21 protein-coding genes are annotated in these 26,515 nt (G+C 74.7%); 10 read left to right on the top strand and 11 right to left on the bottom strand.

The window, feature by feature from the left end; translation table 11 throughout:
• Window positions 1–376: 376 nt before the first annotated feature.
• Window positions 377–847 (top strand): NUDIX hydrolase, encoded by a 471-nt coding sequence (locus ACYVGT_RS26560; protein ID WP_460863200.1) that lies wholly within the window; start codon window positions 377–379, stop codon window positions 845–847.
• 139 nt (window positions 848–986) lie between these two features.
• Here ACYVGT_RS26560 and ACYVGT_RS26555 read toward each other — a convergent pair whose 3' ends face one another.
• The gene (locus tag ACYVGT_RS26555; protein ID WP_460863198.1) at window positions 987–1,973 is read right to left on the bottom strand and encodes an NADP-dependent oxidoreductase; all 987 of its coding nucleotides are present in this window, start codon (window positions 1,971–1,973) and stop codon (window positions 987–989) included.
• Window positions 1,974–1,983: 10 nt separating this feature from the next.
• On the opposite strand from ACYVGT_RS26555, the gene ACYVGT_RS26550 reads away from it, so the two are divergent.
• The 3 genes from ACYVGT_RS26550 (at window position 1,984) to ACYVGT_RS26540 (ending at window position 3,781) form a co-directional block, all read left to right on the top strand.
• Window positions 1,984–2,187, top strand: a complete 204-nt coding sequence (locus tag ACYVGT_RS26550; RefSeq protein ID WP_460863196.1) for a helix-turn-helix domain-containing protein — start codon at window positions 1,984–1,986, stop codon at window positions 2,185–2,187.
• A gap of 39 nt (window positions 2,188–2,226) precedes the next feature.
• The gene (locus ACYVGT_RS26545) at window positions 2,227–2,544 is read left to right on the top strand and encodes an acyl-CoA-like ligand-binding transcription factor (protein ID WP_460863206.1); all 318 of its coding nucleotides are present in this window, start codon (window positions 2,227–2,229) and stop codon (window positions 2,542–2,544) included.
• A gap of 445 nt (window positions 2,545–2,989) precedes the next feature.
• Window positions 2,990–3,781 carry a phytanoyl-CoA dioxygenase family protein gene (locus ACYVGT_RS26540; RefSeq protein ID WP_460863193.1) on the top strand — a complete coding sequence of 264 codons (792 nt, stop codon included), beginning with the start codon at window positions 2,990–2,992 and terminating at the stop codon, window positions 3,779–3,781.
• 820 nt (window positions 3,782–4,601) lie between these two features.
• On the opposite strand, the gene ACYVGT_RS26535 is transcribed toward ACYVGT_RS26540, so the two are convergent.
• Entirely contained in the window at window positions 4,602–4,997 is a 396-nt protein-coding gene (locus ACYVGT_RS26535) for a hypothetical protein (protein WP_460863190.1), read from the bottom strand.
• Between the two features lie 93 nt (window positions 4,998–5,090).
• Between ACYVGT_RS26535 and ACYVGT_RS26530 the strand changes: the two genes are divergently transcribed.
• Window positions 5,091–5,525, top strand: a complete 435-nt coding sequence (locus ACYVGT_RS26530; protein WP_460863188.1) for a nuclear transport factor 2 family protein — start codon at window positions 5,091–5,093, stop codon at window positions 5,523–5,525.
• A gap of 605 nt (window positions 5,526–6,130) precedes the next feature.
• On the top strand, window positions 6,131–7,318 hold the full coding sequence (locus ACYVGT_RS26525; protein WP_460863205.1) for an MFS transporter: 1,188 nt from the start codon (window positions 6,131–6,133) through the stop codon (window positions 7,316–7,318).
• Between the two features lie 11 nt (window positions 7,319–7,329).
• Here ACYVGT_RS26525 and ACYVGT_RS26520 read toward each other — a convergent pair whose 3' ends face one another.
• The 8 genes from ACYVGT_RS26520 to cobT form a co-directional block, all read right to left on the bottom strand.
• Window positions 7,330–7,851, bottom strand: a complete 522-nt coding sequence (locus ACYVGT_RS26520; RefSeq protein ID WP_460863186.1) for a globin — start codon at window positions 7,849–7,851, stop codon at window positions 7,330–7,332.
• A 407-nt stretch (window positions 7,852–8,258) separates the two neighbouring features.
• Window positions 8,259–9,923, bottom strand: coding sequence for an energy-dependent translational throttle protein EttA (gene ettA / locus ACYVGT_RS26515; protein ID WP_460863184.1), 1,665 nt, complete (start codon window positions 9,921–9,923; stop codon window positions 8,259–8,261).
• Between the two features lie 65 nt (window positions 9,924–9,988).
• On the bottom strand, window positions 9,989–11,035 hold the full coding sequence (locus ACYVGT_RS26510; RefSeq protein WP_460863182.1) for a DUF4192 domain-containing protein: 1,047 nt from the start codon (window positions 11,033–11,035) through the stop codon (window positions 9,989–9,991).
• Window positions 11,036–11,143: 108 nt separating this feature from the next.
• Window positions 11,144–12,532, bottom strand: coding sequence for a GGDEF domain-containing protein (locus tag ACYVGT_RS26505; RefSeq protein ID WP_460863180.1), 1,389 nt, complete (start codon window positions 12,530–12,532; stop codon window positions 11,144–11,146).
• 827 nt (window positions 12,533–13,359) lie between these two features.
• Entirely contained in the window at window positions 13,360–15,945 is a 2,586-nt protein-coding gene (locus tag ACYVGT_RS26500) for a GTPase (protein ID WP_460863178.1), read from the bottom strand.
• Entirely contained in the window at window positions 15,942–17,765 is a 1,824-nt protein-coding gene (locus ACYVGT_RS26495; RefSeq protein ID WP_460863176.1) for a GTPase, read from the bottom strand. The genes ACYVGT_RS26500 and ACYVGT_RS26495 overlap by 4 nt, the downstream gene beginning before the upstream one ends.
• A 67-nt stretch (window positions 17,766–17,832) precedes the next feature.
• Window positions 17,833–19,152, bottom strand: coding sequence for a uroporphyrinogen-III C-methyltransferase (gene cobA / locus ACYVGT_RS26490; RefSeq protein ID WP_460863174.1), 1,320 nt, complete (start codon window positions 19,150–19,152; stop codon window positions 17,833–17,835).
• Window positions 19,153–20,153: 1,001 nt separating this feature from the next.
• Window positions 20,154–22,628 (bottom strand): nicotinate-nucleotide--dimethylbenzimidazole phosphoribosyltransferase, encoded by a 2,475-nt coding sequence (cobT, locus tag ACYVGT_RS26485; RefSeq protein WP_460863173.1) that lies wholly within the window; start codon window positions 22,626–22,628, stop codon window positions 20,154–20,156.
• 532 nt (window positions 22,629–23,160) lie between these two features.
• Between cobT and ACYVGT_RS26480 the strand changes: the two genes are divergently transcribed.
• The 3 genes from ACYVGT_RS26480 to ACYVGT_RS26470 all read left to right on the top strand — a co-directional run bounded on the left by ACYVGT_RS26480 (window position 23,161) and on the right by ACYVGT_RS26470 (window position 24,930).
• Window positions 23,161–23,715, top strand: coding sequence for a GNAT family N-acetyltransferase (locus ACYVGT_RS26480; protein ID WP_460863202.1), 555 nt, complete (start codon window positions 23,161–23,163; stop codon window positions 23,713–23,715).
• Window positions 23,716–23,889: 174 nt separating this feature from the next.
• The gene (locus tag ACYVGT_RS26475; protein WP_460863171.1) at window positions 23,890–24,213 is read left to right on the top strand and encodes a hypothetical protein; all 324 of its coding nucleotides are present in this window, start codon (window positions 23,890–23,892) and stop codon (window positions 24,211–24,213) included.
• 366 nt (window positions 24,214–24,579) lie between these two features.
• Complete coding sequence (locus ACYVGT_RS26470) at window positions 24,580–24,930, top strand: hypothetical protein (RefSeq protein ID WP_460863170.1); 351 nt, start codon at window positions 24,580–24,582, stop codon at window positions 24,928–24,930.
• Window positions 24,931–24,974: 44 nt separating this feature from the next.
• On the opposite strand, the gene ACYVGT_RS26465 is transcribed toward ACYVGT_RS26470, so the two are convergent.
• Window positions 24,975–25,376 (bottom strand): DUF6504 family protein, encoded by a 402-nt coding sequence (locus ACYVGT_RS26465; protein ID WP_460863168.1) that lies wholly within the window; start codon window positions 25,374–25,376, stop codon window positions 24,975–24,977.
• Between the two features lie 152 nt (window positions 25,377–25,528).
• Here ACYVGT_RS26465 and ACYVGT_RS26460 point away from each other — a divergent pair.
• Window positions 25,529–26,515 (top strand): serine/threonine-protein kinase (locus ACYVGT_RS26460; RefSeq protein ID WP_460863166.1); only part of this gene is annotated, 987 nt, incomplete at its 3' end.

Here is a 26,515-nt window from a genome sequence, read left to right as displayed (position 1 = left end):
CACCCGCACGCCCATAGCCACCCCGCAGCCCCCGCTGCCGGGCCGCGTGCCAGGCACAGCCACCGCCCCACCCACCAGCCGCACCCAAGCACACACACCACGCGGCAGCGCACCCGGAACCGCAACAACCAGGTCACCAGCACCACCCGCCGCAGAAAGCGCCACCCACCGCGCCCCGGCACCGAACACAAACACCATCACGCAGCACCCACACACCCCCGGTCCTGCCTTCCCCATGTCCGGGACCGGACGCGGCCCCACGGCCGCGCCGGTGGTGCCCGCCTTCGCCAGGGGGGCACCACCGGCTCTCCCCGAAAGCCACTGCACCGCATCGGCGTGCCGGATACGCTGATCGACCGACGGGAAGGGGAGGGCGATGAGCTTCCGATTGGCCTCCTACGCCGTGTGCATCGACACCGGCCGGGTGCTCCTCGTCCACTTCCCCGCACGCGAGGGCACGAACTGGACGCTCCCCGGCGGCGGAGTGGAGCACGCCGAGGACCCCTTCGACGCCGTCGTCCGCGAAGTCGCCGAAGAGACCGGCTACGACGCCGTGGTCGAGCGCCTCCTCGGCGTGGATTCCCGCGTCATCGCGCCCGAAGAGCGCAACGTCCCCGGAGACCTCCCGCACCAGAACGTCGGCGTCTTCTACGGAGTCCGCACCACCGGCGGCACCCTCCGCCCCGAACCGGACGGCTCCACCGCCGGAGCCGAGTGGATCCCCCTGGGCGACGTCTCCGGGCTCCCCCGCTCCTCCCTCGTCGACGTCGGCCTGGCCCTCGCCCTCGACCGTCCGGCGACCGGCCACGTCCCACCCGTTCGGGTCGGCGGGCTCCTCCGGCACTGATCGCCCGCCGCCCGCACAACCCGCACCTGGTGCCGGGGCGGAGGAAGAGAGCGGCCTCGCCGGCAGCCCCGGGAGCGGCCACCGCGTGATCATCGGGGCTTGTGCGGACTCCTCCTGCCCGACCAGGCCGGCTAGGCGGTCACAGGAGGAGCATGAGCTTGCCGCCGGGCCGGCGGGACCGGCTGAGCTTGGCCGCTTCCTGGATCTGGTCCAGCGCATAGGTGCGGGCGACCGATGCCGCCAGGACCCCTTCGCCGGCCAGCCGGGCGATGTCGCCGATCAGGTCGTAGCGGATCTCAGTGGTGGTCCGGGCCCCCAGTTCGGCCGCGGCGGCGAAGTCCGAGACGGTGAGGACGCGGTCGGGATCGCCGGTCAGCTCGATCAGGGCGGGTAGTGAGCCGCCGGCCGGGCTGGCCTGGTCGGGCCGGTCGATCCGCCCGCCGGTCGGGGCCGTGTCCAGGGCGCGGTCGACGCGGCCTCCGGCCAGTGCGGTAACGCGTTCGGCCATACCGTCGCCGTAGCCGGTCACGCGGGCGCCGATCCCTCCCAGGGCAGCGGCCCGGGTCGGCCCGGCGGTGGCGATCACCCGGATACCCCGGTGCAGCGCCAAGCGCACCGCCGCCTCACCCACTGTGGTGCCCGCGCCGTGGACGAGCAGCAGCTCACCCGGCTGGACGCCGACGCCGTCGAGCGCGCGCCACGCGGTCTCGGCGGCCATCGGCAGCGCTGCGGCCTGCTCGACGGTGACGCCCTCGGGGATCCGCGCCCAGGCCGCCATCAGCGCGTACTCGGCGGCGCCGGCCGTCGGGCCGTCGAAGGCGGCCGGGCCGAACACGGGATCGCCGATCTCGATGCCGGTGACTCCCTCGCCGAGTGCATCGACGGTGCCCGCGACCTCAAGGCCGAGCCCGCGCGGCAGCGGCGGCAGCTGACCGGCGAGGAGACCGTCGACGACGTGCCAGTCGGCCGGTGTCAGGCCGCACGCTCGCACAGCGATCCTGATCTGGCCGACCCCCGGCTCCGGCTGCGGGACCTCGCGGAGCATGATCACGTCGGGGGAACCGAACCGGTCGAACTGCAGAGCCTTCATGACCATCTCCTCCGCGATGACAGCATCTGCTGTCACGATGAGGCGTATGCCGAGATGGGAGTCCGACGCACAGGGCCGACTCGAACGCGCGGCGCTCGCGCTGTTCGAGACGCAGGGGTACGAGCGCACCTCTGTCGCGCAGATCGCGCGCACCGCCGGTCTCACCGAGCGCTCCTTCTACCGCTACTTCCCCGACAAGCGGGAAGTCCTCTTCACCGGCCGCGATCTCGAGGCCCACCTCGTGGGATAGGTCGAGGCGGCCGACCCGGACCTCAGGCCGCTCCAGGCGCTGCTGACCGCGCTGCGGACCGCCGACGAGGTCTTCCGCTCGCGCGAGTTCCTACTGCGCCGCGTCCAAGTGATCGCCGCCAGCCCGGCACTGGCCGAGCGCGATCTGATCAAGCTCTCCGACATCGCCGAGGCGCTGGTACCGGCGCTCGGGCGCCGGGGCGTCCAGCCCGACCAGGCGCGCTTCATCATCGACGTGGCGATGGCGGTCTCCCGGCGCGCCACGTCCCGCTGGCTGGCCGATCCGGACGCGGCCTTCTCCGAGCTCGTCGCCCAGGCCGCCGCCGAGCTGTGCGAAGTGGTCGCGCCACAGGCTTGAAGGCCCGCTGGGTCAGCCGCCACGAGGAGCGGGCCTACCGGGCCGGCCACGCCCCGATCCAGCGGACCGCCTCGGCCTGCGGCCAGGGCGCACGCTACGGCCCCCGCGCAATCTTCAGGAGTCCGCACGGCCCCGATGATCACGCGGTGGCCGTATCGGTTCCCGACCGGGACCCCACACGATCGCCAAGCCGCACCGCAGCCCTGGTGCATGCGGAAGCCTGCGGCCTCAGCCGCCGAAGCCCCGCGGCGGCGGCAACCCTGCTCACCCACGGGTCCCGAAGCGGCGGGCAGGAAGACCGCCGGCGGAGTTGTCCTCGCCGTGCTGCCGTGCGCCCCGCCCCGCGGCCGGCGGCACCCGACCGGAATGGTGCCGCAGGTGTCGGGTCCTGCTTCAGGGCTGCTCTCTAGCGTGAACAGGAACAGAAGAAGCACGAGGGAGCCCCATGCTGTCCGAACCGGAAGTCCAGGCGTTCACCGACGACGGGTTCGTTGCCGTACGCGGCGCGTTCTCCCGTGAGCTCGCCGCCGAGGGGCGCGCGCGGCTCTGGGCCGATCTCGACGAGAAGGCGGACGACCCTGCCACCTGGACCAGCCCGGTGGTCCGGCTCGGCGGTTACGACGATCCGCCGTTCCGCCAGGCCGCCACCGCCCCCGCACTCCATGAGGCGTTCGACCAGCTCGTGGGGGCCGGCCGCTGGCAGCAGCTCGGCGGACTGGGCACCTTCCCGGTGCGGTTCCCGAGCGCGGACGATCCCGGGGACGCCGGCTGGCACCTCGATGCGTCGTTCGCCGGCCCGGACGGCTCGCCCCGCGTCAACCTGCGCTCGCGCGGCCGGGCACTGCTGATGCTCTTCCTCTTCTCCGACACCGGCCCCGACGACGCGCCCACCCGCATCCGGGTGGGGTCGCACCGCGATGTCCCTCCGCTCCTCGCCGATGCCGGAGACGAGGGACGCGAATTCTTCGACCTCTGCGCAGCGGCGGAAGACAGCAGCGCCGGACGCCCCGAGGCTCTGGCCACCGGCGCGGCCGGCGATGTCTTCCTCTGCCACCCGTTCCTCGTGCACGCCGCCCAGCCGCACCGCGGCTCCGCGCCGCGCTTCATGGCGCAACCGCCCCTGCCCCTGAACGGCGGACTCGACCTGCACACCAGCCGGCCCGCGCCCGTCGAACAGCCCATCGTCGACGCGCTGACCGCGTCCCGGGGTCCCAGGGGTGAACGGCCGCGCACCTGATCGCCGCCGTTCAGGCGGCGCCGCGCCCACGGCGCGTCGGGCCGGAGGGACGGCCCGACCGGGCAGCGCACGGGCGGCCGATCGTGTCGATGTCGGAGGTGGTCAGCTCCGCGGCGATCGGGGCGCCGGTGCGGTGAGCCGCGGCCGCCCTCCTGGATCGCCGCAGCAGGACGAGGAAGGTGACCCCGGCGCGAGGCAGGAGGGCCAGGAGGCCGAGGCCGGCGGCGCAGACGCCTGGGGCCGGCCTGCCGGCCGAAGTCCGGCCGCTCAACGCGGTTTCCGCTGCTGCCGCCGCCACCTCACGCCGGCTGACCTGACGGAGTCGCCGGCCTGGCCGGACTATTGGGATCCGCCCTCCTGCTCAACAGATCCGTAGCCGCCACCGCCCCCGCCTGAACCCGACCCGGGGCAGCCCGCTGCAAGGACGGTTACCGTCGCCGCAGCCAGGATTACGCCCATAACCCGGCCCAGTCGCCGGGACAGGGCTGCGCGCCGCTCAGTGTCTCCGATCATGTCCCTCCCCCTCCGCGTGCCGCCAATGCTCGGACACGGACAGCACTCGAAACCCAACGTGACAATCTGAATCCAGATTGTAATGTTCGAGTGCCCGGAAGCAAGGACACCGACGTAGCGCTGCTCCCGCGGACGACGCCGCCCGCTGAGCCGCTCCGCGACGCCATGGGACGCCGAGCTTCCGAACGGCCGCCTAATCGGCATGAGCGCCCGTGACCGTCCGCGCCGCCGAACAGCGCATCGCCGGAAGGCGGTGCCGGGAGACGGAGCCGTTCGCACCGTCGGGAACCGTTCCCGGGCGCCGGCGTCACGGCGCCGAAGGAACCCGCCGGGGCTGCTGCGGGCGGGCGACGGCCTGGCGGCCGACCTCGTCGATGTCGGAGGTGGTCAGCGCCGCGGCGAACGGGGCGCCGGTGCGCTCGGCTGCGGACAGCCGCTCCTTGACCTGGGCCATGGTCCGCGGCCGCCAGCCCGGCCCGGCGCAGCAGGAGGAGTGGAAGGTGACTCCGGCGCGAAGCAGGACGCCCAGCACCCGCCACCCCGCGTCGTCCCCGCGCCGCGGGACTTCCAGGTCGTTGCCGGCGTCGATCAGCTCAGCCGCGCAGTTCGGGCAGACCCGATCCCGCCGGCCCGCGTGTTTGAAGGCAACCCGGCAGTCCAGGCAGACAGCGTGCAGGCCGAGGCCGGCGGGGCGCAGACACATGCGCGCCAGTATGGCCGCCGCAGCCGGGCTCCTCAACGGCTTTCCTCCGGCGCGGCACGACCCGTCGAAGAGGGCGCCGGTTACCGTCGGGACATGGTGGACGAGAAGGACGTCACGCGTACCTCACCAGGGCAGGCCGTGGACCGCGCCGCCATAGCCGCCGCCGCAGACGCACTGGCGGAGGCCATCGTGGCCAACGACGCCGAGCGCATCTCGGCGCTCCTTGCCGAGGACTGGGCCATTGTGTCCGAGACGGGCGTGGGGACCAGGCACGGCTTCCTCGGCCTGGTCGCCTCCGGCGATCTGACCCATTCGGCGATGGAGCGGGCCGGCGAGCCGCGCATCCAGCTCCTGGGCGACGTCGCCCTCTACACCGCCCGCATCACCAACACCGCCCACTACCTGGGACAGCGCTACGACGCCGACGAATGGACCACCGATGTCTTCGTCCGGCGGAACGACCGCTGGATCTGCATGCACAGCCACATCACCCCGGCCGCCCCGCACCAGGATCCGGAGAACACCTGAGCATCCGCGCACCGGCGGAGACGCCGGCGGGCTCCCAGGTTTCGGGTGGCTGCCGAGGGCCTTCAGGGTGGGGCCAACCCCGTCGGTCGAGGTACAGATTTCGGCCCAGCCCCGCGCGAAGAGGTGGCCGTCCGGGACGGCGGTCCCTTCGCGAGCTTCGGCGATGCCTTCCGGGAAATCGATCCCGACTGCATCCCGCCGCAGCAGGGGCGTCTCACCTGGAGGTTTACAGTCATTTCCACCGCGTGCTCATCGTGGGGTCATCTCTGGAGCCGCGCTTCCAGCGGGCGCCGCGAGTGCAAGCGCCGACGAGGCACCGGTCTTCTCATACACGTTGCCGGACCTGGAGAGCTGGGAAGCCTGGTACGTCCTCGACCAGGAGGAGAGTCGGCAGGAGGAGGATCGGTGACGGCCGCACCGATCCCGTGAGTACCGGCGGGACGGCGGATCCGTCCGCCCCCGCCGGTCGTACGCCCGAGTCCGCCGCCGTCCGCACTCCGTCGAAGTCCGCCCCGAAACGGACCCGCCGGTGGGGCGGGTTCTAGGGTGGCGGGGTGTTGCGGGCGGCGCAGTGGCGGAATCGTTGGGTGATCCTCTCCATCAGCATGGTGGCGCAGATCGCCAGTGTGGCCCCCATGTTCGGGGTCCCCTATGTCCTGCCGCAGCTCCGCGACGCCTACGGCATGACCACGGCGCAGGCAGGCATGCTGGCCGGCCTCCCCTCGTTCGGGCTGCTGCTCACCCTGCTGGTCTGGGGCGTGGTCATCGACCGGGTCGGCGAGCGCACCACCATGGCCCTCAGCCTGGTCCTCACCGCCGGCGCCCTCACCCTGCTCACCACCGCAACCGGCCCGCTCAGCGCCGGCGCCGTCCTCCTCCTCGTCGGCGCGGTCGGCGGGCCCGTCAACGCGGCCAGCGGACGGCTCATCCTCACCTGGTTCGCCGCCGCCGAGCGCGGCCTGGCGATGGGCATCCGCCAGTCCGCACTCCCCCTCGGACTGGGCCTGTCCGCGCTGGTACTGCCCGCGGCCGCACAGGCATGGGGCTTCATCGGTGCGATGCTGCTGCCCGCCGCGCTCGCGGCCGCCACCGCTCCCGTCGTCCTCGTCGCCCTGGCCGCCCGCCCCGACGATGGGACTCCACCCCGCACCGCGGCAGCATCACCGGCGTCCCCGCCGAACGAGGCCCGCGCCGGCACGCCGCACCGGGGCCGGAAACCGCACCGCTCGCCCTACCGCTCGGGGACGATCTGGCGCGTCCACGGCACCAGCATGCTGCTCGGCGTCCCGCAGATCACGACGATGACCTACGCGCTCGTCTACCTCGTCGAAGTCCACGGCTGGGCGCCCCCGGCCGCCGGCGCCGTCGTCGCCGCGGCGCAGATCCCCGGCGCACTCGGCCGCCTGGGGCTGGGCTTCTGGTCCGACCGGACGGGCGACCGCACGCGCCCGGTGCGCATCCTCGCCGTCGTCGCGGCAGCCCTGCTCCTAGCCCTGACCGCCGTCCCGGCCATCGCGGCCTGGTCCGCGGTGCCGCTCCTGCTCGCCTGCCTGGTCGCCTCGATGTGCCACAACGGGCTCACCTTCACCGCGGTCGGCGAGATCGCCGGCACGGCGTGGGCGGGGCGCGCGCTCGCCGTCCAGAACTGGCTGCAGGCCGTCGTGACCAGCGCGACGCCGGTACTCATGGCGCTCGTGATCAGCACACTCGGCCTGCCCGCCGTGTTCGCCGTCTCGGCGGTCTTCGCCGTCGCCGCGATCGCCGTGGTACCGCAGGTGCGCGCCGCCCCGTGACGCGGCGCCGCCTACTTCAGCGAGATGGTGATGGGCTCGTCGCCGTCGTCGTCGGAAGCGCCCGAGGACCGCTCTTCGCTGCGCGCGACGCTGATGCCGGTGGGGTCGGCGACCTGCGGCCGCGCCGGCCGCTCCACTTCCTCCGGCACGTTCACCATGCTGTGCGCGGCGTAGACCATGTACTCCCACAGCTGCGCGTCAAGCGCGGCCGGGAGTGCCAGGTCGTCGATCGCGGCACGCATGTGCGCCAGCCAGCGGTCGCGCTCCGCGGCCCCGATGCGGAACGGGACGTGCCGCATCCGCAGCCGCGGGTGCCCGCGCAGCTCGTTGTAGGTGCGCGGCCCGCCCCAGTACTGGATGAGGAAGAGCCGCAGCCGCTCCTCGGCCGGGCCGAGGTCCTCCTCCGGATACATCTCGCGGAGGGCGGGATCGGCGGCGACGCCCTCGTAGAAGCGGCGGGTCAGCCGGATGAAGGCCTCTTCGCCGCCGACGGCGTCGTAGAACGTCACGTGGTCATCGCGCGCGGAAGTCATAATCCCGGCCAGCTTATGCGCTCGCCCGCGCGCACGCGAGTGCAGCCTCCAGCATGAACCCCGGGCACCGCCCCATGCGCCCGCCCACACGCACACGAGTACAGCCTCCAGCATGAACCCCGGGCACCGCCCCATGCGCCCGCCCACACGCACACGAGTACAGCCTCCAGCATGAGCCCCGGGCACCGCCCCATGCGCCCGCCCGCACGCACGCGAGTACAGCCTCCAGCATGAACCCCGGGCACCGCCCCATGCGCCCGCCCACACGCACACGAGCGGTGCTGCCGCCGCTGCCGCCCGCCAGGACCGCGGCGCCGTGCGCCGCCGGCCCGGCCGCCGCTCCGCAGCACACACAGAAGTCCCGGCCGCCCGCAGGCGGGCGACCGGGACCATGCCGGAGTGCGGGATCAGTCCCGGGTGAGCTTGCGGTGGGTGACGGCGTGCGGGCGCGCGGCGTCCGCCCCGAGCCGCTGCACCTTGTTCTTCTCGTAGGACTCGAAGTTGCCCTCGAACCAGAACCAGTCCGAGCCGCCCTCCCACGCGAGGATGTGCGTGGCGACGCGGTCGAGGAACCACCGGTCGTGCGAGGTGATCACGGCGCAGCCCGGGAAGTCCAGCAGCGCGTTCTCCAGCGAGCCGAGGGTCTCGACGTCCAGGTCGTTGGTGGGCTCGTCGAGCAGCAGCAGGTTCCCGCCCTGCTTGAGGGTGAGCGCGAGGTTCACCCGGTTGCGCTCACCGCCGGAGAGGACGCCGGCCGGCTTCTGCTGGTCGGAGCCCTTGAACCCGAACGCGGCGGCGTAGGCGCGGCTGGGGATCTCGACGTTGCCGACCTGGATGAAGTTCTCTCCGTCGGAGATGGCCTCCCAGACGTTCTTGTCGTCGGCGATGCCGGCCCGGTACTGGTCGACGTAGGAGACCTTGACGGTGTCGCCCACGGTGATGGAGCCGGAGTCCGGCTTCTCCTCGCCGACGATCATCTTGAACAGGGTGGTCTTGCCGACGCCGTTGGGGCCGATGACACCGACGATGCCGTTCGGCGGCAGGGAGAACGAGAGGTCCTCGATGAGGACGCGGTCGCCGTAGCCCTTGGTGAGGCCCTTGACGTCGACCACGGTGCCGCCCAGCCGCGGGCCCGGCGGGATCTGGATCTCCTCGAAGTCCAGCTTGCGGGTCTTGGCGGCCTCGGTGGCCATCTCCTCGTACCGCTGCAGGCGGGCCTTGGACTTGGTCTGGCGGGCCTTGGCGTTGGACCGGACCCACTCGAGCTCGTCGGAGATCCGCTTGGCCTGCTTGGCGTCCTTCTGGCCCTCGACCTTGAGGCGCGCGGCCTTGTTGTCGAGGTAGGTGGTGTAGTTGCCCTCGTAGGGGTGGAACCGGCCCCGGTCCAGTTCAAGGATCCAGGTGGCGACGTGGTCGAGGAAGTACCTGTCGTGGGTGATGGCGACGATGGTGCCGGGGTAGTTCGCCAGGTGCTGCTCCAGCCACTGGACGCTTTCGGCATCGAGGTGGTTGGTGGGCTCGTCGAGGAGGAGCAGGTCGGGCTGCTCGAGGAGGAGGCGGCAGAGCGCCACGCGCCGCTTCTCACCACCGGAGAGGCTCTCGATCGAGGCGTCCCCGGGCGGGCAGCGCAGGGCGTCCATGGCCTGGGCGAGCTGGCTGTCGAGGTCCCAGGCGTTGCGGTGGTCCAGCTGCTCCTGGAGCTTGCCCATCTCTTCGAGCAGCTCGTCGGAGTAGTCGGTCGCCATCTTCTCGGCGATCTCGTTGAACCGGTTCAGCATCCCCTTGGTCTCGGCGACGCCGTCCTCGACGTTCTCGAGCACCGTCTTGTCCGGGTTGAGCTCCGGCTCCTGGGCGAGCATGCCGACGGTGAAGCCGGGCATCAGCCGCGCCTCACCGTTGGACGGCTGCTCCATCCCGGCCATGATCTTCAGCAGGGTGGACTTGCCCGCACCGTTGGGGCCCACGACACCGATCTTGGCGCCCGGCAGGAAGGAACCGGACACGTTGTCGAGAACGACCTTGTCGCCGTGCGCCTTGCGCACGGAATGCATGGTGAAAATGTACTCCGGCATGCTCCCAGCCTAGGACCATCGCGCACCTGCCCGAACCGGATCCGGGACTCCGGAGGCGGGCGGTGTCAGAGGCGGGGAGGGGGTTTCTCCGACCGGCGGAGGGCGGGCGGGGGCACCCACCGGCGCGGGCTCACCCCGCATTCCACGGCGCCGCGGACCAGCTGCGCCATGGTGTAGCGGGGGTGCTCGTGCAGGACGCGCTCCAGAGCGGCGTCGGCCAGCGCGGGATCGTCCGCGAGCCAGGCAGAGAACCCCAGCAGCGCACCCGGAGCCGCGGCGTAGGCCGGCTGCGCGAGGGCGAAGACCGACCGCCACAGCGCCACGTGGGCGCGCGCGTCGGCACGGGTGATGCGCAGCCACGCCGCATCCCGGACCGGGACGCAGACCAGGCCGAGCGCAAGCCAGGCGACGTCGTACTCCGATCCGGGCCCGCGGCCGGCGAGTCCGCGGCGCACCGCCGCGTCGAGCGCGCGCATTCCGGCGGCGCGGAATGCGCCCGGGAAGGCCCCGTGGCCCGGTCCGGCGCGCGGCCCCGCCGCGTACAGGCGGGCGCTGCGCGCCTCGACGGCAGCGGTGGCCCGCGCCATCCGGGCCCGGGCCTCCCCTGCCGCCGGCGCGACCGAGGCGCACAGCGCGGCCCGGTCGGGCCAGGCGTGCAGGCCGGCCACGACCGCTTCGGCAGCGGCGGGCGAGCGCGCGGGATCGACCCGGCGGCCCTCCGGCGGGCAGCAGGCGGGGTTGCTGCACAGATAGGACCAGAAGCGGCCCTCCGTGACGCGCACGGCATCGCGCAGGGCGGTGCCGCTGCCGTCCAGCGCCGCGCGGAGGGCATCCATCCGGGGCGTGATGCCGGCTGCGGAGCCGTAGCCGACGGCGAGTGCGGCGTCGCACTCGCGCTCCGCCAGCGCACGGGCCGCCCGCTCGGCGAAGCGCCGCGGATCGGGCAAGGGCGGCGTGGTGCAGAGGCAGAAGCGGATGCGGCCGCCGGCGACGCCGAGCACGGCGACGGCGTCACTCGGATGGTAGCCGACCAGGTAGGGGACGGTGCTGACGAGGTCGTCGATGCGGCGGAGCAGGGGACCCGGGCTGTTTCCGGAGGCGGAGGTGTCCATGCGTCCAGCGTGCGCTGCCGGGGCCTTCCGGTGCGGGACGGATTCCCGCCGCTGTGGACAACTCGGCCCCGCCGGCCGGCTCTGCCTGTGGACAACCTCGGGTACCGCTCAGCCGACGCCTTCCACCTCGGTGCCTTCGACGTCTGCCCCGCCGCTCCCCTGCACCGCGGAACGGCGGCGCTGCGGGGCCTCTCCCGCACTGGCCGCCGCACTCTCCGGCCGCGGTGCGCCGGACTGGGCTCCGGCAGTGGCCGCGGCGGCCCGGGCGCCGGAGCCGGCGGTGGCGGTGGCGGAGAGCGGAGCCTGGACCTGCCCCGGGATCAGCCCGCCGCCGGACAGCGGCAGCCGCACCCGGTTGCGGCCGGTGTCCTTGGCCCGGTACAGCGCCAGGTCGGCGACGCCGAGCAGGTCGGAGAGGGCCTCGCCGTGCGTCGGCGCGAGCGCGACGCCGATCGACACGGTCACCGTGATCTCGCCGGAGCCGGCGTGCGGATGCAGCCCGCTCACCCGGTAGCGGAGCCGCTCGGCGATGCGCAGCGCCTCGGCCATGTCAGCGTGGTGCAGCAGGACCACGAACTCCTCGCCGCCGAACCGGCCGATCACGTCTCGCGAGCCGATCTGCGCGCCCAGCGTGTGCGCGACCGCCGCGAGGATGGTGTCGCCGACCAAGTGGCCGTAGGTGTCGTTGACCCGCTTGAAGTGGTCGATGTCGATCAGCAGCAGCGCCGCCGGGCGGCGGTGGCGCAGCGCCCGGTCCAGCGCCGATCCGGCATCCACCTCCCAGGTGGCGGCGTTGAGCAGGCCCGTCTTGTTGTCCAGCCGGGCGGCGCTCTGCAGCTGTTCGTAGATGAGGCTGCGCTGCAGCAGCAGCACCGGGGGCAGCGCGACCGCCAGCAGCATCGGCGACTGCGCCGCCAGCAGGAACACCGTGAGACCGACGCAGATCTCGGCCACGCCGATCGAGAGCGACTCGCGGCTGACGATGTCCTTCCACGGGCGGGTGTCGCCGCTCAGTTGGACCGCGATCGCGATCACCAGGGTGTTCAGCGCGGTGAACAGGACGCAGCAGAGCACCGCCAGCACGCCGGTGCGCAGGTCGGCGAGGACCCCCGGAGAGAGCTCCGCCGCGCCCGCAGCGGAGGCGGACGCGGCGTGGAAGGCCCAGGAGGCGGTGACGCCGGAGAGCGACGCGGAGAGGGCGCTGAACACGCGCGGGTGGACCGCGCCGGTGCTCATCCGGACCAGGAGCAGCAGATAGACCGGGACCGGCGTGAGCGCCGCATAGGCGGGCGGCAGCAGCAGGACGACCGGCAGCCACCACGCGCCGAACAGGTCGCGCGACATGCCGCGCGGGGTCCCCAGCCGGCGCATCGCCTCGACGCATAATGAGGCTCCGGTGACCAGTCCGGCGAACAGCACGGCGTCGGCCACCCGGAACGGCGTGTCCCAGATCGCCAGCGCACCGGCCGCGCCGGCGCACACCGCCACCGCGGCCATGTAGGCGAGGAGGGGGCGGGGGCGACCGAGGAGCGGGCGGGCGCCGGAGGTCCGAGGCGCGGACCGTGCACGCACTGTGACGCGCCGTTCGGTCGTCGCCACCGGGCCTCCCCCCATTCGCCGCGCCGGCCCTCGCTGCCGGGGCCGGCACCTCGGACGTGAATAACAATCAGTGACACTCTAATCGCCGATTGTACAACCGTGCGGAGAAACAGCTACCTTGGTGGGGACGCCCGGACTTCCCTGACCGCTCCAGCGCGGCGTCTGCCCAGTTCACGGCCGTAATGACGGGCAGGTGACACTCTTCTGCCGCCGGCCGTCCGATTCACCGCGGTTTCGGACCGCCCGCTATCCGGGCAGGTCGCAGCGGTCCAGCGGCGGCCCGCTGCGGCACCGTCGGCCGCGACCGGATCCGGCCGATCTTTCTGTTCCTGCCTGCACACGCCACCGCAATGGCAGGCAAATGCCCGAAACCGCACCGACCGGACAGCGCGGGCCCGGTTCCCGCGCACTGGATCGCACACCCCCGCGGCACGGGGACCCGGCGCAGACCCGCGCCTTCCGCCCGCCCGGCCCCACGGACCCCGTGCTGCGCCGCGGCAGGCGGAGCCGCACCACCGCAGCGGCGCATCTTCCGCTCCGGAAAGCACCGGATCGCCGGCCCCCGGAGCCCGGCTGAGCGGCCAGCCGCCCGTTCAGCAGGATGGCCGCGCCCTGCCGCCGCGCCATCGGGGACCCGCCACCGAACGGCACACCGGCCGCAACGGCCCCGCCGAGCAGGCCCGGAGCAGCGAACGGCGCACCCGCCCGCGCCGCCCGAGCGGGCGTCAGCTCTCGGCGGTACGGCCTGCGGCGGCGTCGACCGCCGCGGCGAACGCAGCGCAGTCGGCGAGCCCGGCGTCGATCGGCGCGGCGATGTCGCGTTCGGCGACGGTCCGGACCCGTTCGGTACTGGCCGCCTCGATCTCCTCGCGCCGCTGGGACGCGGCCACCGCGACCAGGTTCCGGCATCCCAGCGCGGTCAGCCACCCGGCAAGCAGCGCCGCCGCGGCGATCCCGGCGCCCAGCAGGGCGAAGACGGGCGAGTCGAGCACCGCGACACCGAAGAAGCCCCCGGCGAACCAGCTGGCTCCGGCCAAGCCCGCCCACACCAGGCCGAGCCCGGCGAGGGCCACGAGCAGATACTGGACCGTGCGGACCGCCGACCACCACCCCGGATGGTCGGCGTTGTCCGGCAGCGCTCCGCCGACCGCCTCCGCCAGCGCCTCCGGCAGCTCCCCGGTCTTGGCACGCGCGGCCGCGCGCAGCCGCTTCGGCCACGGCGCCGGGAGCTTCGTCCCCACCGAGTCCGCAGCGGCGACGGCCGCCTTCTCCACCTCGGCCTCCTGCGGCGGCACCGGGCCGGCGGCGGCCGAGTCCTCGCGCAGGAACTCCATGCCCGCTGCGCGGACCGGGTCCCTGCGCAGCTTGCCCAGCCAGCGGGTGATCGGCCAGCCCACCCGGCGCACGCCCTGGCGCTCGAACGCCGTCTCGGCCGAGTCGGCGAGCGCGTCCGCGCCGCACGCGTCCAGCAGCCGTGCCACCAGGGCGCGGCGCGCGGGTGCCGGAACACTCTCGGGAACCCCGCCGGAGGGCCGGTAGTCGTCGAAGCCCTCGATCGCCCCGTGCAGGTCGGCGACGAGGCGGTCGACCGAGGCGCGGCGGCCGGAGACCGTTTCGGTGAGCATGGCGCGCAGCTCGCGGATGCCCTGCCCGGTCAGGGTGGAGGTGGTGAGCACGCGCGGGTGCACGCCGGATTCGGACTCCAAGAGCCGGCGCAGGTCGGTGAGGAGCTCCTCCAGCTCGTCCGGCGCGACCCGGTCGACCTGGTTGAGCACCGCGACGGTGACCGCCCCGTAGCCCGCCATCTCGGCGAGGTAGCGGTGGTGCACGGCGGCGTCGGCGTACTTCTGCGGGTCCAGCACCCAGATCAGCAGGTCCGCGGCGCCGATGAGGCGGTCGGCCTCGGCGGTGTGCACCGCGCGCACGGAGTCGTGGTCGGGCAGGTCGAGCAGGATCAGTCCGGCCAGCTCGGAGGTGTCGGTGTCCAGTTCGCTGGTGCGCGAGTGGCGGTGCCGCGACGGCACACCGAGCCAGTCGAGCAGCTCCTCGGCGCCCTCGTTGCCCCACACGCAGGCGTGCGCGTGCGACGTGGTGGGGCGGGTGATGCCCACCCGGGAGAACTCCAGCCCGGAGACCGCGTTGAACAGGGACGACTTGCCGCTTCCGGTACCGCCGGCCAGCGCCACCACGGTGTGGTCGGCGGACAGGCGAAGCCGGGCCCCGGCGTGGTTGAGGGTGTGCCGCGCGGCTGCGGCACGCTCCGCGGGGAGGTCGTCGCCGCTGATGTCGAGCGCGGTGGCGAGGCCGTCCAGGCGCTGCACGAGCTCGGTGCGGGAGATCTCGGGCAGCGGCTCCCACTCGTCGCCGGTGGTGGGCTGGTACTCGTCGTCGTCCGGGTGATCGTCAGCGCCGGCGGCAGGCCAGGCGCCTTCGTCGCCGTCGCGCTCGCCGTCGGCAGCTTCGGACTCCCACGGGGGCACCGGCGGTGCGTCGCCGGCGTCTTCCTCCTGCTCCGCCCCGGCGGTGTCCGCGGCCGCGGAGTCCGTCTCGGCGGCGGGGGCCTCCGCCGGGTCGGGCCCGTCGTCCGGCTCACCGCCGGCCCGGGCGCCGGCACCGGTCCCGGACTCGGGCACGGCCGCCGTGCCCGCTGCGCTGGAGAGCCACGTGCCCCCCGCCGACTCCGCGTCCCCGGACCCGGACCCGGCGCCGTCCGCCGGCGCGGCGCCGGCATCGCCTGCACGGGCCCGGTCGCCGTCGGTGTCGGCGGAGTCCGGGTCGGCGCCACCGTCGGCGGCGGCCTGGGCGCGCGCCATCCGCGCCGCGGTGCGCAGCGAGGGGAACTCCCCCGTGCGGCGGCCCGCGATGCGCGTGTCGTCGTCGACGGCCTCGGTCAGGCTGCCGACCCATCCGGCCAGGTTCTCCGGGTCGTCCTCCAGCTCGTCGGACCCGTCCGCCGCGGTCTCCTGCGGCCCGTCGGCCCGGGTGTCCTCAGCGGCGCGGCGCCGGCGCGGTGCAGCGTGCCGCCCGCGGCTCTCCGACGTGCGGGCCGGCTCGGCCTGCTCAGCGCCGCCGCGGGCCGGGCGCTCGCCGGAGGCGGCATCCGCGGCCGCCGCCGCGTCCCGCGGCAGCCAGCCGGCGCCGGGGTCCGGCTCCGGGGCCTCCGTACGGCCGCGGTCCGGAACGACGTACCCGCTCCACTCGCCGGTGTTCGAGCCCTTCGAGGCGCCGGCGGCGCTGGGCGCGCCGGCGCCGGAGTCCGCGGAGCCGTCCGGGCCCTCATCGGCGTGAGCGGGGTTCCGCTGAGTGGTCATCGCGCAATCTCAAGGTTGTACGTGGCTTGATAGAGCTGGACGGCTTCGTCCTCATCGGGCAGGCCGGCCGCGTCGAGCGCGTCAGTGAACCGCGCCTTCTCCGCGCTCAGCAGCGCGCCGATGCGCGCCCGCAGGTCATCGCGGGCCGTACTGCCAATGCTACGCAGCGCCTCGGCGCCGAACAGCCCCTTCAGCAGGCGGCGCGGCGGCGGGCCGCTGCCGGTGCGCTGCTGGCCCGCGGCCGGATAGCCGAGGAGTTCGACGATGAGGACCAGGGTGACGGCCTCCTTGTCGAACGTGACGAGCTTGGCGACCGACCGCTTGGTGGCGCCTTCCGCGGTGATCATCTCGCCGACCCGGTCGATCCAGTCGGCCACCGCCTGCCGCGTGCGCTGCTCGAACTGCTCCGCGGCGCCCTTCTCGTAGGCGGCCGCGAGCTCCGCGCCGCCGGGCACTGCCCCCCAGCGCTCGGCGGTCGTGTCGGACGAGCGCTCGGCCGCCGCGACCACCAGCGCCTCCACGCTGTCCTGGACCGCTTCGCGCAGGGCGGCGATCCGCGGGGCGGCCGCCTCCGCGGCGCGCTCCTTGCGCTTGCCGCGCAGCCGCAGGGTGCGGACGAGCTCGCCGCTGGCGGCGATGTCCTGCCACCGGGCGAGCAGACTGCCGCGGATGAGCTGGCCGCTGTCCAGGGCGTCGGACACCTCTTCGGCGGCCTCGTCGTAGGCGGAGCGGACCGCGGCGGTGAGGTCCTGCTTGACCTCGACCTGCACCTCGACCTGGCGCGCCAGACCCGGCACCCGGGTGCGGAAGCTGTCGATCACGCCGATGAAGGTGCGCCGCGACACCCGGTCCCGCTGCGCGAGGTCGCCGGCGACGTCGGCGAGGTAGGAGCGGATCGGGTCGGCCGTGTTGGCGGTGAACCGGCCGCCGCCGATCTGGTCGGTCTCGGGGATGGCGAACCGCGTCGAGTTACCCAGCCCGTTGGCCTCCAGCATCGCGCCGAAGTGGTTGAGCAGCTGGTCGCGGCCGCGCTCGGGCACCCGGGACAGCACGACGGCGAGCGAGGTGTCGCGGTCTCGGGCGACCTGGAGGAACTCCCACACCCGGGCGTCGGCGTAGCGGCGGCTGGTGGTGACGAACACCCACAGGTCGGCCGTGTCGAGGAACTTCGCGGCGAACTCGTGGTGGGCAGCGACGGCGGAGTCGACGTCGGGGGTGTCCAGCAGGGCGACGCCCTCGGGCATGGCCTCGCTCGGGGCGAGCACGAGCATGCCGTCCTTGCCGGGCATGGCCAGGCCGTGCTGGCGGACGCGGGGCAGCGTCGGCAGGAACGACGCCTCGCTGAACCAGTCCATATCAGCCGGGTTGCAGGCGAGGACGGGGCTGTTGGTGGTGGGGCGGCGCACGCCGGTCGTGGTGACCTGCTCGCCGACGAGGCTGTTGACCAGCGTCGACTTGCCGGCACCGGTCGATCCGGCGACGGCGATCAGCAGCGGCGTGTCCGGGCGGCGCACCCGCGGCAGGACGAAGTCCTCCAGCTGGTGCAGGACATCGGTACGCGCTGACTCGCCCTCGGCCGAACCGGGGAGGCCCTCGGCGAAGCGCAGCCCGCGGACCCGGGTGCGCAGGTTCTCCAGGACCTTCTCGAAGCGCGCGTCACCGGTCGACGTGCCGCGGTGCTTGGCGCGCGGGCGGGCGCCGTGCGCGGCCGTGGTCGGCTCTGGCGCGGCGTCCGCGGCTGCGGTGGCCTCGTCGCGGCTGCGCTCGGCGCCGGTCCCCCCGGCACTGGGCGCGTCCGGAACGGCAGGCGGCCGAGACATGGCGCTTCCGCCCTTCCCGTCGGTCGTCGGGTCGCGAGGACCCGTGTTCGTCTGAGCGTCGATAGCGTCAGCGCCCCCGCAGGTGCTGCTGTTCCCGGTCGGGACCGCCCGCTGCGGCACCGGACTCGGAGCGCTGCCGGGGCTCCCCCTGCTCCCCGGATCCCCCGTGCAGTATGTCAAGCCCCCGGGCCACCTCGACAACTTCGCCGACGACGAAGACCGCGGGCGGGCGGACTCCGGCCGCGGTGAAGTCGCGGCCCGCATCGGCGAGGGTGCTGCGGACCGCGGTCTGGGACGGCAGGGTGGCGTCCTGGACCGCGGCGACGGGGGTGTCGGCGGGACGGCCGGCGCGCACGAGCGCCGCGGCGACCGCGGCCACCTGGCGCACGCCCATGAGGACGACGACGGTGGCGCGGGACCGGCCGATGGCGTCCCAGTCGACGGTGGACCGCGGGTCGTCCGGCGGCACGTGCGCCGAGACGACGTGCACCTCCTGGGCGACGCCGCGGTGGGTGGCGGGGATGCCGGCGGCCGCGGGCCCGGCCAGCGCGCTGGTCACCCCCGGGACGACGGTGACGGGGATGCCTGCGGCGGCGCACGCCTCGGCCTCCTCCCCGCCGCGGCCGAACACGAACGGGTCGCCGCCCTTGAGCCGCACCACGAACTTGCCCTCGCCGGCGCGGTCGACGAGCAGCTGGTTGATCTCCTCCTGCGGCAGGAACCGCCCGTAGGGGATCTTGGCGGCGTCGATCACCTCCACGTCGGGCGAGAGGCGGTCGAGCAGCGAGTCCGGTGCCAGCCGGTCGGCGACGACGACGTCGGCCTGGGCGAGCAGCTGGCGGCCGCGGACCGTGATCAGGCCGGGGTCGCCGGGGCCGCCGCCGACGAGGGCGACACCGCGCAGGCGCACGCGGGAGCGCCGGGCGTCGAGCGATCCGTCGCCGAGCGCCTCGACCACGGCGTCGCGCAGCCCCGCGGCGCGCCGCGGGTCGCCGTCGGCGATCACCCCGACGGAAGCGCCGGCGGCTGCGCCGGACGCGGGCGTCCAGGCGGACGAGGCGTGCCGGTCGTCAGCGCGCACGCACCAGATGCGGTGCGCTTCGGCGGCGTCGGCGATGGCGGCGTTGGCGGCAGGGTCGTCGGTGGCGGCGTGCACGAGGCGGATGTCGCCGAGACCGGAGACGTCACCGTCGGAGTAGGCGCGGCGGTGCCAGGTGATCTGCCCGTCGCCGGCGAGCGCTTCGAGCGACGCCTCTGCGCGCGGCGCCACGAGGATGACGCGCGCACCCGCATCGAGCAGCACCGGGATCCGGCGGCGCGCCACGCGGCCCCCGCCCACGACGAGAACATCGCGCCCCTCGAGCCGCAGGCCGAGCAGATACGTCACCGGGGCAGTCCTCCTACCGTCTACCGTGTGCCACGTCGGGCGCTGCGGCGGTCCGCGGCGACGGCCGGCGCCTTGCGTGGTGTCCCCGAAAATACCGTGTCAAACCGGGTGGCGGGGCCCTCGACCGCCCCGAACGCCCGTTGTGCACCCGCCCGAACACCCTCCGCAGCCGCCCGACGGGCACCGCAGCCTCCGGGAGAACGTTCCTGCAACGTTTGCGCTGCATGCCCGCCCCTGCCCCGCTGCGCTGACTCCGGATCGCGCTCGCGGCCGCCGACTGGTCCGGTGCGGCCCTCCCCCGCAATCCGGATCGCCTATGCCGCAGGCGATCCCGCGCCCGGCGCAGGACCGGGAAGCCGAATTCCGGCTGAGCCGAGTGTGCACCCGCGGCGCGCGAAGGCGCTTCAGCACAACGGCTCCGCCGCCGGAGCAGCGCAGCGCCCGGCGGCTCCGCGTTCCCGGGTGCTCCCGGCAGGGCCCGGTGCGGCAGCTGCGCCATGCCCAGGCGCCGCCCCGCATTTCCCGCCGACGGGTGCCGCATCGGTGGGCCGGCGTCCGGCCCGGACGTCCCCTTCCCGCGGCGGACGCCGCGAGTCGGGAAGAAGGATCCGCGCCGGGGCGGCTTCGGGGCCTTACTAGGGCGTGTGGTGGGTGGCGTTCGTCGCGAGCAGTGCCCTGGCGCACCCGCCGCTAGGCCGGCGAGGGTGCCAGGGCGGGGTTTTCCTCCTCGATTGAGGAGAACGCCGCAAAGGGCCGGGCCAGGGCGCCGCACAGCAGGGCAGTGGTCCACCCAACACGCCCTAGGGCGGAGGGCGTCTGTGCTGCCGGCACTGCGCAGAGCGGAGCGGCAGGATGCGCCCTGGGCGCGGCGCGCGGCCAGCCCGAGCCGGCACCGCCCTGGGCCGGCGGGCCGCGGCGGTGCCGCGCTCACCCCCGCCTGGCCGGTGGCAGGCGGGACAGGAACCCCGGGCCGGACCGCTCGGGAGCGGCCCGGCCGAGGGTCAGCCCTGGGTGACGCCGGCGTCGGCGAAGGAGGCGACGTCGCGCTGGGCGCGGGCGGCGCTCTGCAGCATCGGCAGCGCGAGGAGCGCTCCCGAGCCCTCACCGAGGCGCAGGTCCAGATCGACGAGCGCACGCAGGCCGGTGTGCTCCAGCACCGCGGTATGCCCCGGCTCGACCGACCGGTGGCCGGCGAAGCAGGCGCGCATCGACTCCGGTGCCAGCGCGGCAGCGGCCAGCGAGGCCGAACCGGCGATCACGCCGTCGAGGAGTACCGGGACCCGGAGCGCCGCAGCGCCCAGGATGAATCCGGTGAGCGCGGCGTGCTCCAGCCCGCCGACGGCCGCCAGCACCCCCACGGGGTCGGACGGGTCGGGCCGGTGCAGTGCCAGCGCCTGGCGCACCACGCCGATCTTGTGCTCGTGGACGGCGTCGTCGACGCCGGTGCCGCGGCCCGTGCACTCGGCCGGGTCGGCGCCGGTGAATGCGGCGATCAGCGCCGCGGCCGGAGTGGTGTTGCCGATGCCCATGTCGCCGGTGATCAGGCAGCGGCTTCCGGAGGAGACCAGATCGCGGGCGACCTCGATTCCCGCCTCGATCGCGAAGGCGGCCTGGCTGCGGGTCATCGCAGGAGCGCGGGTGATATCAGCCGTGCCGCGGGCGATCTTGCGCGGCACCAGGCCCGGCGCCGGCGGCAGGTCGGCGAGCACGCCGACGTCGACCACCGCGACCTCCGCGCCGACCTGCGCCGCGAAGGCGTTGGTCACGGCGCGGCCGCTCAGCATGGTCTGCACCATCTGCGCGGTGACCTCCTGCGGCCACCCGGTGACCCCCTGGGCGTGCACCCCGTGGTCGCCCGCGAAGACCGCCACCGACGCCGGCTCGGGCACCGGAGCCGGGCACTCGCCGGCCAGGCCGGCCAGCCGGACGGCGACCTCCTCCAGCACACCCAGCGAGCCGGGCGGCTTGGTCATGTTGCTCTGCCGGTCGGCGGCCTGCTGGACCGCAGCGGCGTCGAGCGGGCGGATGGCGGAGACGGTCTCGTCGAGCAAACTGGTGGCTTTCTCCCCGGGCAGCCCGCGCTGCCCGTAGTGGTCGCGGTGCACCGCCCAGGACAGCGGGCGGTGCCGGGCCCAGCCGCCCAGGGCGAGCTCGGGCTCGGTCGGGAACTCGTCGACGTAGCCGAGGCACAGGTAGGCCACGACCTCCAGGTGCGGCGGCAGGTCGAGCAGGCCGGCGAGGGCGCGCGTCTCCACGGCACCGACCCAGCCGGTGCCGAGCCCTTCGGCGCGGGCCGCCAGCCAGAGGTTCTCCACGGCCAGGACGCCGGCATGCGACGCGGTCTGCGGCTGGGCGTGCCGGCCGAGCGCGTGCCGGCCGCCGCGGGTGGGGTCGACCGTGACCGCGATGTTGACCGGTGCGTCGAGCACGGCCTCCACCTTGGTCCCGGAGAACGCCCGGGCGCGCGCGGCGGGCAGGTCCCGGACCGAGTCGTCGCGCCGCGCCCGCGCGAGGCGCTGCACCTCGGTGCGCACGGCAGTGTCGGTGACCACGACGAAGTCCCACGGCTGGGAGAACCCGACCGACGGCGCCTGGTGCGCCGCCTCGAGGACGCGGGTGAGCACCTCGTCGGGCACCGGGTCGGGGCGGAAGCCGACCCGGACGTCGCGCCGATCGCGGATCGCCCGGTAGACCGCGTCCCGCTCGGCCTGGGTGAACGCGTGCACGTCCGCGTGCTTCGGGGCGTGCGGCGCGGGATCGGCGCCGCCGGCCGCGGCCCCCGGCCCGCTCTCGGCCGGCTCTGCGGCCGCGGCCGGCGCGGCCGCCGCCGGCTGCTGGGCGGCCGGTTCGGCGGGCGCCGCAGCGGGCGCCGCCGCGGCTGAGGGCGCCGCGGAGTCCTGGACCGGTGCCGGAGGCGCGGGTTCGCTGCGCGTGACGGCGGGAGCTGCGGGCGGAGCCGCAGCGGGGGCGGCGGGGTCCGGCGCAGCAGGCGCCGCCGGAGCCGGAGCAGCAGGTGCGGGAGGCGCAGGCGGCGCTTCGGGAGCGGGCGCCAGCACCGGTTCCGGAGCCGGCGGAGCCGCCGGCGGCTCCGCGGGAGCCCGCTCCGGTTCGGGGCCCGCGGGCTCCTGCCCGTGCAGCGGAGCCGGCAGGCCCTGGGGCGGGGTGGGGGGTTCCGGCGGCGGGCCGGGCTCCGGCGCCGTGCTGGGCGGCGGGGCCGGCGCGGGGGGCGCCTGCTGCGGTTCGGCGCGCGGCGGAGCCGGAGCTTCCGGGGCGGCCGGCGGTTCGGGCGCCGGCGGCGCTCCGCGGAACGGAATGACGTTGGGCCGGTCGGCAGCGGGTGTGGCGCGCGCCGGCGGCATGGTGAACGGGTCGGTGCGCGGCGAGGCGGAGCGCCCGGATTCGGGCAGTCCGTCCAGCAGCCCTCCGCGGTCCCCGTCGTCGTCCGCGTGCGGGCGGCGGTCGCGTCCGGTACTCATGGCGTCCTCCCCCGGGTGCCGGAACGGCCTCTCATCTCGGTGCGCACGTGGCTTCCCCCTCGGTTTCCCCCGGCGTGCGGTTGGGCCGCTGACGGCCGGCGGCAGGCGCGCGGCGATCAAAACGGCTCAAAGCAACTGTGCCAGAACGCCGACCCGCCGGTGCGGGGACCACCGCTCCTTCCCGGTCCGCGTCAACCAGGCGCGCCGCCGTTTCGGCGATTTCTGCAGGCCACCACCGCGCCCGGAGTCGGCCCGGCCGGCCGCCCACCCGATATCCACAGCTTTGGTGGGCGGTGCACCCCCGGCGGCGGCACCGCTGCCCGGCCCGCCTTCCGGACACCGGCCGGCACCGGTAATGGTCGTGGCGCGCGGGGGCGCAGCCTGCCACGATGGGCGCGACAGAACCGTGCGGCGGGCCGCCCGACCGGAGCCCCGTGCGGCCGCGCCTGGCGGAGGGACGCCGATGACCCCTGGGACCGGACCGGACGGACGCGCCGGCGGAACGGCAGCCGAGCCTTCCGGCACCCCGCGGATGCCGATGGTGGTGCTGGAGACCGAGCGGCTGACGCTGCGCGCCTTCACCGAGTCCCTGGTGGACGATGTCCTCGCCGCGGTGAACGACCCGGAAACCCAGCGCTGGGTCCCGCTGCCCGCGCCCGGCGTCCCCTACACCCGGGCCGACGCCGAGGAGTGGTGCACGGTGACGGCACCGTCGATGCGGGCCACCGGCGAGGGCCAGCAGTGGGCGGTCTTCCACACCGCGACCGACCGGTTCGCGGGGGCGGTCGGCCTGCTGCGTACCCGCTGGGTGTCGCGCACCACCGAGGTCGGCTACTGGTTCGCGGCTGCGATGCGCGGTGCGGGGGTGGCAACCGAGGCGGTGGCCGCCGTCTCCCGCTGGGCCGTCCTCGACCAGTCCATGGAGCGCGTGGAGCTCAAGGCGGCGGTGCAGAACACACCCTCGCGCCGGGTCGCCGAGAAGGCCGGCTTCACCTTCGAAGGGGTGGAGCGCAACGCCATGCCCCTGAACCGCGGCCGCACCGATCTCGCCGCCTACAGCCTGATCCCCGCCGACCTCGACCTCTGACGCTCCGCTGCCCGGCGAAAGCGCAAGGGCGGCGGGGAACCGGGCGCCGCTGACGGGCGTCTGATCCAACGGATCCGAAGACCTCGACACCGCACAGCCGCGCCGCATACGCCCACCGCGGCCGGATGACACCGCTGACACCCTTCCTGCCTCCGCCCCAGCGATGGGAACGTCATGAAATCCGAGGACCTGGTTCTCCTGTTGTCCACCGTCGGCCTGCTGATCCTGATCGCCCTTCCGCTCATCATCATCCTGGCCGCCCCTGCCGTCTGGGCAGAGCGGAAAGCCGGCGAAAGGACGGAGCCCCCGCCCACCATTCGGCCCGACCGGCGCGCCACCAGCGAAGAGCACCGCCTCGCGCGCGGTGAGTACCGGGGTGCGGACCACTACCGGGGCGCGGGCAGCGGCGACGGCGGCGCCTCGCACGCCACCGGCAGCGTGAGCTGGAGCTGGAGCGGCGGGGACTCAGACGCCGGAGGCGGCGACGGCGGCGACTGAACCGGCCCCGGCAGCCGGTGCGGAAGCGCTCGCCGGCGCGCGCAGACGCAGCGCGAACCGCGGGACCGGTCAGCGGCATCCCACCGGTCGCATCGCCTGCACGGCGGCGGACCGTGCGGGACCGCGGCGGTCCGGAGGCCGTCTGCACCGGCACCATCGCCGGCTGCACTGCGGCCGCGGTCGGTACGGTGGCGGTCCGCACAGTCCCCGCACCCGGTCCGCAGCGGGAGCCGCACTGCGGACCCTGCCGCGGCGGGACTGCGGCCGGAGCGTCCGACGGTCCGGGCGGCTCCGGTCGGCTTTCCCCGCGGCGGCACCCGAGCGGAGTCCCGCCCTCTTCCCACCCCTCGTCCCTCTGGAGCTCCCATGGTTTCAAGCCTGATGTTTCTACTGGTGGCGGCGCTGGCCCTGGCGCTGGTCGCCGGAGTCGCCATCGCGGTCGTCCTGGTCGTCCGGGGAGCGGCGAAGCCGCCGCCCCGCCACGGACCCGGCCCGCAGCGCCACCGCGGCGGGCCTTACGGCGGCGCGGGCTACGGCGGCCCCGTCGGAGACCACCACTACGGCCACGGCGGCGGAGGCTGGGGCGGCAGCTGGGGCTCCGGAGGCTCGGACAGCGGCTGGGGCTTCGGAGGATCCGACAGCGGCGGAGGCGGCGGTGCCGGCGATGGCGGGGGCGGCGGAGGAGGAGGGGGTGGGGGTGGAGGCGGCGGAGACTGACGGCATCCCTGCGGGAGCGGCGCACCGCTCCCGCAGGGCCGGGGTCAGTCGAGGATCCGCGCGAGCGACCACTCATCGGCGAAGGCGTCGTTCACCAGCTCGTAGACGCCCAGCGCCGACTCCGACCCCGCCTCGACCCGCCAGTGCAGGCGCTGCGGCAGGCCCGCGGCGCCGCCCGCAGCCATCGCCCAGTCGGCGCGCAGCGTCACCCAGTGGTCGATGATGCGCCGCACCGTATAGACGCGGCCCTGCCACGTGAACCGCTGCGGTCTCCCGCCGCTCTCGGCCACATCGATCCGGACTCCGTAGACACGGGACACCCGCTCGTCCTCCTCACCCTGCACGCGCTGCCGCGCGACGGGGCCTGCGGGGAAGTACAGGCTCCTCGTGGTGGGGGCCCACCGCGCATCCGCGATGCCGCTGCACCCTCCACCGAATTCGAACACGTGTTCCCATTGTAGCGGACCGGGGGTCCGCAGCGGAGGGGATCACCGGTGTGCATCGACGGCCGCTGCGGGTCCGCTCGCGGATGCCGCCCGGCCCCGCCCTCGATACGCTGTGACCGCGAATCGCGCGATCCACGAAGGACTTCGACACTGTGACGTCAAACGGGCAGGACAGCGCCAAACCCCTCCGCACCGGCGACCCCCGCGAGCTCGGCGACTACCGCATCCTCGGGCGCCTCGGGCGCGGCGGCATGGGGACGGTCTACCTTGCGCAGACCGCTGGCGGCCGGCGGGTGGCCGTGAAGCTCATCCACCCCGATCTGGCCGATGACGAGGCGTTCCGGCGCCGGTTCGCCCGCGAGGTGGAGTCGGCGCAGCGGGTGGCCCGCTTCTCCACGGCCGGCGTGATCGACGCGCGCCTGGACGGCGAGCCGCTCTTCATCGTGTCGGAGTACGTTCCGGGGCCGAACCTGGCCGAGGCGATCGCCGCCGACGGCCCGATGGCCGGCGGCACGCTCGACGGGCTGGCCATGGGCGTCGCCGCGGCGCTCACCGCGATCCACGGCGCCGGGGTGATCCACCGCGACCTGAAGCCGGCCAACGTCCTGCTGTCGACGGTGGGCCCGAAGGTCATCGACTTCGGCATCGCCCGCGCGATGGAGGACGACGGCGCCGTCACCCGCTCCAGCCAGCTGATGGGCACGCCCTCCTACCTGGCGCCGGAGATCATCGCCGGCCGGGAGATCGCCCCGCCCTCCGACATCTTCTCCTGGGGCTGCCTGGTCGCGTTCGCCGGAACCGGACGGGCGCCGTTCGACGCGCCGTCGGTCCCCGCGGTGCTCCACCAGATCTCGTCGATGCCGGCGGACCTGGAGGGGCTCGACGACTCCCTGCGCACCCTCGTGGAGCCCGCGCTGTCCAAGGAGCCTGCCGAGCGGCCGACCGCGCAGCAGATCCTGAACCGCCTGGTCGGCCAGGAGGACCCCAGCGACTCGGTGGTGGACAGCACCGTGGTCCGCTCCTGGACCCCGCCGTCCACCGCACGGCCGGACGCCGGCGGTGCGCTGGCTGCGGGCGCCGCCGGCGCCGCTGCGGGCGGCGCAGCCGGCGCTGCCCTGGCGGGGCCGCCCACTCCTCCG

The organism is Nocardiopsis coralliicola (assembly GCF_054779695.1).
Note: the sequence above shows the minus strand (reverse complement) of the source record. Positions and strands in the feature narration are given on the sequence as shown.

Coding starts and splice junctions, on each gene's coding strand:
- ACYVGT_RS26495 (WP_460863176.1), bottom strand. CDS start 17,765: ATGTCTCGGCCGCCTGCCGTTCCGGACGCGCCCAGTGCCGGGGGGACC.
- ACYVGT_RS26505 (WP_460863180.1), bottom strand. CDS start 12,532: ATGGCCGCGGTGGCGGTGTGCGCCGGCGCGGCCGGTGCGCTGGCGATC.
- ACYVGT_RS26475 (WP_460863171.1), top strand. CDS start 23,890: ATGAAATCCGAGGACCTGGTTCTCCTGTTGTCCACCGTCGGCCTGCTG.
- ACYVGT_RS26520 (WP_460863186.1), bottom strand. CDS start 7,851: ATGACTTCCGCGCGCGATGACCACGTGACGTTCTACGACGCCGTCGGC.
- ACYVGT_RS26535 (WP_460863190.1), bottom strand. CDS start 4,997: ATGTGTCTGCGCCCCGCCGGCCTCGGCCTGCACGCTGTCTGCCTGGAC.
- ACYVGT_RS26560 (WP_460863200.1), top strand. CDS start 377: ATGAGCTTCCGATTGGCCTCCTACGCCGTGTGCATCGACACCGGCCGG.
- ACYVGT_RS26470 (WP_460863170.1), top strand. CDS start 24,580: ATGGTTTCAAGCCTGATGTTTCTACTGGTGGCGGCGCTGGCCCTGGCG.
- ACYVGT_RS26530 (WP_460863188.1), top strand. CDS start 5,091: ATGGTGGACGAGAAGGACGTCACGCGTACCTCACCAGGGCAGGCCGTG.
- ettA (WP_460863184.1), bottom strand. CDS start 9,923: ATGCCGGAGTACATTTTCACCATGCATTCCGTGCGCAAGGCGCACGGC.
- ACYVGT_RS26550 (WP_460863196.1), top strand. CDS start 1,984: ATGCCGAGATGGGAGTCCGACGCACAGGGCCGACTCGAACGCGCGGCG.
- ACYVGT_RS26480 (WP_460863202.1), top strand. CDS start 23,161: ATGCCGATGGTGGTGCTGGAGACCGAGCGGCTGACGCTGCGCGCCTTC.
- cobT (WP_460863173.1), bottom strand. CDS start 22,628: ATGAGTACCGGACGCGACCGCCGCCCGCACGCGGACGACGACGGGGAC.
- ACYVGT_RS26525 (WP_460863205.1), top strand. CDS start 6,131: ATGGTGGCGCAGATCGCCAGTGTGGCCCCCATGTTCGGGGTCCCCTAT.
- ACYVGT_RS26510 (WP_460863182.1), bottom strand. CDS start 11,035: ATGGACACCTCCGCCTCCGGAAACAGCCCGGGTCCCCTGCTCCGCCGC.
- ACYVGT_RS26540 (WP_460863193.1), top strand. CDS start 2,990: ATGCTGTCCGAACCGGAAGTCCAGGCGTTCACCGACGACGGGTTCGTT.
- ACYVGT_RS26500 (WP_460863178.1), bottom strand. CDS start 15,945: ATGACCACTCAGCGGAACCCCGCTCACGCCGATGAGGGCCCGGACGGC.